4 protein-coding genes are annotated in these 6,758 nt (G+C 70.9%); 1 reads left to right on the forward strand and 3 read right to left on the reverse strand.

The window, feature by feature from the left end:
- Nucleotides 1-1,817: hypothetical protein (locus AB1824_12690; GenBank protein ID MEW5765821.1), on the reverse strand; the 1,817-nt coding region annotated here is incomplete at its 3' end.
- A 239-nt stretch (nucleotides 1,818-2,056) separates the two neighbouring features.
- Here AB1824_12690 and AB1824_12695 point away from each other — a divergent pair.
- Nucleotides 2,057-3,895: a TonB-dependent receptor gene (locus AB1824_12695; protein MEW5765822.1), complete on the forward strand. Its 1,839-nt coding sequence runs from the start codon at nucleotides 2,057-2,059 to the stop codon at nucleotides 3,893-3,895.
- Nucleotides 3,896-3,934: 39 nt separating this feature from the next.
- On the opposite strand, the gene amrB is transcribed toward AB1824_12695, so the two are convergent.
- Both amrB and amrS read right to left on the reverse strand, forming a co-directional pair.
- A complete protein-coding gene (gene amrB / locus AB1824_12700) occupies nucleotides 3,935-5,464 on the reverse strand; it encodes an AmmeMemoRadiSam system protein B (GenBank protein ID MEW5765823.1) in 1,530 nt (509 codons plus the stop codon).
- Complete coding sequence (gene amrS / locus AB1824_12705) at nucleotides 5,461-6,702, reverse strand: AmmeMemoRadiSam system radical SAM enzyme (GenBank protein ID MEW5765824.1); 1,242 nt, start codon at nucleotides 6,700-6,702, stop codon at nucleotides 5,461-5,463. Before amrS ends, amrB begins: the two co-directional genes overlap by 4 nt.
- Nucleotides 6,703-6,758 lie beyond the last annotated feature (56 nt).

A 6,758-nucleotide genomic window follows, 5' to 3' on the forward strand; every position in this document is an offset into this window, starting at 1 on the left:
AGGCGGAGGGAGGAGGCGCCCGGCGAGCCCGACCCGGCGGCCCACGCGCCCGCCGCCAGCCCCACCATGAACGCCGCCAGGAGGACTCCCATGTGGCCGTAGAGAGCCCCGCGCCCGGCCTGATAGAAGAGCAGAAAGGCCGACTGGAGGACCATCCCCGCGAATCCGGCCCCGAAGGCGACCACCGCCCCGCGAAGGGGCCGGTTCCGAGAGAGCGCAAGCCCAGCCCCGGCCGCGGAAAGGATCAAGGCCGCCGCTCCGGCGGCGCGTCCCGCCGACCAGTCGAAGGCCCCTGGGGTTTCGAGTCCCAGCCTGGGAAAGAAGCGCGACGCCCAAAGGAGGAGAGTGGTGGAATAGCAGATGGGCCGGGCGTCGCGGTTGGCCGGAGCGGAGGAGGAGTTCAGGAGAGACTCCGTTTTCGCGAGCCGGTCGTTGGTCAGGGCGTAGCGGAGAAAGGAAGGGGTCACGAAGGAAGACCGGATGTCCCTCGCCTGAAACCGGGCGATCAGGACCTCCGGGTCGCGCGGAAGGGCCTCGGAGGAGGCCAGGAAGAGGGCCGTGGTCCCGGGGAGGACGAGGACATGGCGGAAGACGGCCGAGAGGGCGCGGTGCACGCTCCCGTTCCGCGAAAGGAGGGCCGGGCTCCACAGGTTCTCGGCGGAGCGGAGCCTCAGCGCGAGAACGCCGTCGGGAGTCATGGCGCGGCGGCATTCGACGAAGAAATCCTGGGTGAAGAAGCGGTTCGACTGGCCGGAGTCGGGCTCTCCCATCGCCACGAGGATGAAATCGTAGGGGCCCCCTCGGCCCACGGCGCGCCGGGGGTCCTCAAAGCGGAGCGTGAGGGCCGGACTCTCCAGGGCTCGGCGGACGCCTTCCGGTAGGAAGGGCCGGGCGAGGGCCGCCGCCCCTTCGTGAACCTCGACGGCATCCACGGAAGAGAAGCCGTGGGCGAGCACCTGGGCCGCCACGCCCTCCGCCGTCCCGCCGAGGACGAGAGCCCGGCGCGGGGAGCGGACGGCGAGGGCGGCGGGATGAACGAAGGCCTCCGCCGAGGGGCCCTGGCTCTCGGAGGTCAGGGCGTCGTTCCAGTAAAGGGCCGCCTGGCCCTCCCGCCGCGTGACCGCGAGGCGGCCGTAAGGCGTGTCGAGCACCGCCGCCAGATCGGGGTGCACCACCCGCGTGGCGAGGAAGTCGAAGCGTGGAGACAGGAGAAGGAACAGGAGGAAGCCCGCCGCGGCGGATGCGGGGGCCCACTTCGGACCCGCTCCGGCGGGGAACGCCGCGAGACCCCCGATGGCGGCCAGGAGGGCCGCCAGAAAGCCGGCGGCCAAGTTGGAGGCCCCCAGGCCGAGGAGGACCGTCACCAGAAGCCCCCCCGCCGCCGAGCCCGCGCACTCCATAGCATAAGCCTTGGAGTAGGTCCCTCCTTCCGCCGAGGCGAGGGCGGCGCATTGCTGGAACAGGAGCCCCGAAAGGAAACCCGGGGGAAGGAAGGCCAAGGCCACCACGGCGGCCTGGAGTGCGGCGGGGAGGAAAGCGCCGGGGACACCGCCGAGGAGGGGACGCGAGACCCGGAGGAAGAGGGCGATAAGGGGGACCGCGCCTCCCAGGACCAGGACCAGGCGTCTGGCCCCGCGCGTCGAAGGGGGCTTCAATCGCCCTCCGGCCGCCGACCCGAGAGCGGTTCCCAGGAGCCAGAGCCCCAGCCCCACCAGCGCCGCCAACTCCGCTCCATAGGCCGCTACCAGGGCCTCCCGCAAGAGAACCACCTGGCCCAACAGCGAAACGAGCCCCACCGCGAAGAGCGCCGCTCCCATGGGGACATTAGACCCCAACGGGGCGCGAGTGACCAGGCGAAGGTCCGATGGGAGGAAGGGGAAAGACCGGTTCTTGGAGACGGGGCGGGTCCTCGGGAGACCGGCCCGGCCTGCCGGCGGTGCCTCGGCCGCCGTGTTTTCTTGACGCCACAGGGCCTCCGGAGCAAAATGCCCGACGGTCCCGGCCCTCGGCCAAGGCTGGACACCAAGGCGGCCCGTCGCTGATGGAGGAAAGGCGGATGAAGAAGAGGCGTTCCGGAGGGGGAACTCGGCCTGCCCAGCTCCGCCGGTTTGGATGGCGCGTCTCGGGGCTCGCCTTGGCCGTTCTCCTGATTCTCCTCGCGCCTGGAGCCCTCGCCCAGGAGGAGAGTGCGGCGGCGCCGGCCGAGGCGATCGGCTCCACGGAGGTGACGGTCACGGGCTCCCTTCTGGGCCTCGGTCTTCGGCCCACGTCGACTCTGACCCGGGAGGATACGGCCGCACTGGCCGTCTTCGATCCGGTCTCCTCTCTCCTCTACTTCCCCTCCGCGGGCCTCTATCAGCGGTCTCCGTTCGGCGGTCAGGCGGACCTGAACCTTCTGGGGGCGACCTTCGAACAGGCCCTCCTTCTCGTGGACGGGTTCCCCATCACCGACCCCCAGACGGGACACCACTTGTTGGAATTCCTCCCCCCCGCCGAGGCCATCGAGCGTGTGGAGGTGCTCAAGGGGCCCGCCTCGGCGGCTTATGGCCCCGGGGCCTTCGGAGGCGTGGTCCAGGTGGTGACCCGCCGCCCTGGGCGGGAGCCGGTGTTCCAGGCGGGGGCGCTCCGGGGCCGGAGGGGCCTGAGCCGGGGCTCCGTTCTCCTCTCGGGGGGAGGCTTCCTCGGCGCGGCGAGCCTTCTCTCGGACTCTGGGTACGCCCCGGACACGGAACAGAACCGAGCGGATCTCTTCGCGCGGTTCAGCCTCGGCGGATTGGACCTCTCCGCCGGATACCAGGACAAGCGCTTCGGCGCCTGGCAGGCCTATTCGGACCAGTTCCCCGACGGTTGGGAGGCGATCCGGGGCGGCTACCTCCGGGGCGCCTATTCACGGGGCGCCTGGGAGGTGGCCGCGGGAATCCGGCGGAAACGCGACCATTTCATTCTGGACCGGGCCCATCCCGAGTGGTACGAAGCGACCCACACGACCGAGGGCTACTGGGGCCGCGCCACCGTCCGGGGAAGCGTCCCGGGAGGCGCCGGACTGTTCGGCTTCGAGGCCGCCGCGGATCGGATCTCCTCGGACCGGCTCGGCGCGCACGGAAGAAAGAGGGGCGACGCCTTCGGCGAAGGGTCCTGGGGGATCGGGCCCTGGACGGTCCTGGCCGGCCTGAGGATGGAGTCCCTCGGAGGCACGCTTCGAGGAACGCCCCACCTCACGGCGGGGCGGGGACTCGGGGGGGGATGGAGGGCCCACGTGTCGGCGGGACGGGCCTACCGCCTCCCGTCCTTCACCGAACTCTACACGCAAAGCCCGGCCACGCTCGGGGACGAGGCGCTCCGCAACGAGTCCGCCTGGGGCTTCGAGGCGGGACTGGAGCGCGAGGGGGACTCCTCCAAGGCGTCCCTGATGGCCTTCTATCGCCAGGGGAGGGACCTCGTGGACTTCGTCCGACCCGAGGGGAGGCATGGGCCCCTGCAGGCCGAAAACATCGCGGAACAGGACGTGGCGGGGATCTGCGCCGAACTGTCGGGTTCCCTGGGGAGGGGATGGGCCTGGAGCTTCGCGACGACGCTCCTCCAGCAGGAGGCCCGCATTCCGCCCGGCCTGGAGAGCCGGTATGTCGGCAGCCAGCTCCGGCACCACGAGGTCGCCGGGCTGACCTACAGGGTGGAGAACCTGGAGGCGGGCCTCTTCGTGCGGGCCTGGCAGAGGGCCAACCGGACCGGCCACGCGGAAGTGGACGCCCGCTTGGCCTACTCGTGGCCTGCCGCGGGCCGGCGGCTGACCCTGGAGATCGAAGGCCGGAACCTCAACGACCGCCCGGAGAGAAACTTCTTCGGCGGCACCGGACGGGGCCGCACGGTCTGGGTCGGCATGGTCCTGTCCCCATAGGAATCCGGGCTCGACCGGTCGGGCCGCCCGGCTGAATCGTCACCGTTCTTCGCGCTTCGCCTCCCCGAACACCTCGGCCTGAAAAGTAAAGAGCTCGCAGGGTCCCCGCCAGGCGTCATCGGGAAGGCCGGCCTTTCGGCAGAGGTGAGTGAGGAGTTCTTCCCGGCCCCACCCCTGCTCGGTGGCGACCTGGGGGAGGAAGACGGCGCTGCGGCCTCCCTTCCGGATGAGGACTCCGTCGCGGCCGACGGCGACGGAGCCGGGGCCGGGAACCCGCGCGAAGGGGGTGAGGGCGGAAATCTCGATCTCCAGATGGGGCAGTTCCTCGGGGCGCACGGGATCGAAGCGCGTGTCGTGGAGGGCCGCCTGGATCGCCATGCGGCTGACCGTGAGGGCGAGGGGGGTGTCCTGAGCCATGTGCCCGATGCAGCCTCGCAGTTCGCCCTTCTCATGGAGGGTCACGAAGGCGCCCCGCTCGGCCCGCAGAGCGGGGGAGGCGGGCCTCGGGAGGGGCACCGTGTCGGTGGCGAAGTACCGCTCGAGGGTGCGCCGGGCCAGCCGAAGGAGGGTCTCCCGGTCGGCGGCCGGGAGAGGGCCGACCGCCTCCGCGGCGGCTGGGGGATTCAGGGCGGTGGTGTCTGAAGGTCCAGCCCCGGCGGTCAGGACGACGGCGCCGTATCCGACCACCCGGTCAAGCTCGCCGAAAACCGTGTCCCCCGAATTGGCGTAGCTGACCACGGCTCCGCGGCGGGCGCCGAGGGCCTTGGCGGCTTCCATCAGGGACAGGAGGGAGCCTTCGCCGCACGCGCAGGTCTGGAGGCCAGGCCGGCCCCGCCTCTCTTCCCGGTCCAGCGTCGAGCGAAGGGTGTCGGCGTCGAGGCTGACAACGGCCTCCAAAGTCCGGCGATCGGCCTCCACCGCGTCCCCCCATCCGGGGTAGTGGGAGAGGTCCGTGGAGGCCACGAGGAGGGCCTTCCGGCCGGCGAGGGCGCGCGCCAGGACCTGGCCGAAGCGCTTGCAGACCCCCGGTTCCGCGGAGCCCACGACGGCAGAGAGGACGGGGACCTTGGGGAAAAGAACCTGGAGGAAGGGGATCTGTACCTCCTCCGAGTGTTCTCGGGCGTGGGCCTCCGGCCGGTACGCGAAGGAAGGGTCCGCCTCGTGAAGGGTGCGCGCCAGGCCGCGGTCTGCCCTCGCCAGCCCCAGGGGGGTCCGGTACCCGTCGCCTCCGAAGACGGACACGCCGGGAAAGGGCTCCACCGTGTGGTTGGTGGCCAGCACGATCACCACGTCGTACTCGAAGCCTGCGGCCTGGCGGTAGGCGTCGGCGGCGATCTGCCCCGAGAAGACGTAGCCCGCGTGGGGGGCCACGAGGCCCACGGGGCGCTCTCCGGACGGAGGAACGGCGTCCTCGAGAAAAGCCCGGACGGCGGCCTCGAGCTTCTTCGAATCGCTCGGGTAGAAGCGGCCGGCGTGGGCGGGCTCGCGCAGCGCCGCGGGGGCGGACGCGCTCCAGAGGAGGCCGGCCAGAAGGAGAACCAGTGGGGTCAGCATCGTGAACGCTTTCATGACCACACCCCCGCGACGGCTCGCCCGCAGGAGGCGCAAGCGCCGTCCTTGAGGCTCTTCGAGGTGACGAAGAACCCGTTTCGTTCGATCACGATCTTCCCGCACCCCGGGCAATACGTGTGGTTCCCCGGATGGCCCGGCACGTTGCCCACGTATGGGTAACGCAGGCCGTGCCGGAGCGCCGTCTCGCGGGCGCGTTCGAGCGTGGCCACGGGCGTGGGCGGCAGATGGAGCATCTGGTAATCGGGATGGAAGCGCGTGAAGTGCACCGGAACGTCGGGCCCGGCCTCCCCGGCGACCCACCGGCAGAGTTCGTCCAGATCCCGGGCCGAATCGTTCAGGGTGGGCACCACGAGATTCACGATCTCCAGGTGCCGGCCGGCCTGGGCCACCTGGCGGATGCTGCGAAGCACGGGCCGGAGCTCGGCGCCCGAGATCCGGCGGTAGAAGTCCTCCGAAAACCCCTTGAGATCGATCTTGATGGCCTCAAGGACCTCGATCATCTCCTTCAAGGGCTCCTCGTTCATGAATCCGCAAGAAACGAGGACCGACCGGATGCCGTGCTTCTTGGCCTCCCGCGCCGTGTCGCTGAAGTACTCCACGAAGACCGTGGGCTCGTTGTACGTGAAGGCCAGCAAGGCCACGCCGATCTCGCGGGCTCGGTTCGCCAGGGCGCCCGCCGGGACGAAGTCGGAGCCGTAATCCTCGGGGGAGGCCTGTGAGATTTCCCAGTTCTGGCAGAAGCGGCACCGGAGGGGGCAGCCCGCGGTGGCGAGGGAGTAAGCCTGGGCGCCGGGAAGGAAGTGGTAGAAAGGCTTCTTCTCGATGGGATCCACGTGCTCCGCGACGGGGTGTCCGTAGCTCAACGTCCGCATCTCGCCCCGGACGTTGATGCGCACCCGGCACCGCCCTCGCTCGCCGTCCCTCAGGACACACCCGTGGGCGCAGAGCAGGCACCTCACGGGGGCCGATTTTCGGTGGCCCTTGGCGGCATTCCCTTCCGGAGCCGTGGAATGGCAGTCGGCGCAGGCGGCTCCCGCCGGGGCCCAGTAGCGGGCCACGGGCGCGCGGCGAAGGAGATCGGTCAGGCCCGGGCGCTCCGCGGCCTCGGCCCACAGGGACAAGGCCCTTCCCCTCAGGGCCGGCGAGGACAGGAGCAGGCCCGCTCCGAAGGCGGCCCCGCCCAGTCCGGCCAGGCGTTCCAGAAACCGGCGGCGGGACGCGGCTTCGCTGTCCATGCGCTTCCTCCCCGGAGAAACGGTAGGTCGAGGCGGGGGGGGTGTCAATGGGAGGG

The sequence above is a fragment of the Acidobacteriota bacterium genome, assembly GCA_040752915.1.
GTDB lineage: Bacteria > Acidobacteriota > UBA4820 > UBA4820 > DSQY01 > JBFLVU01.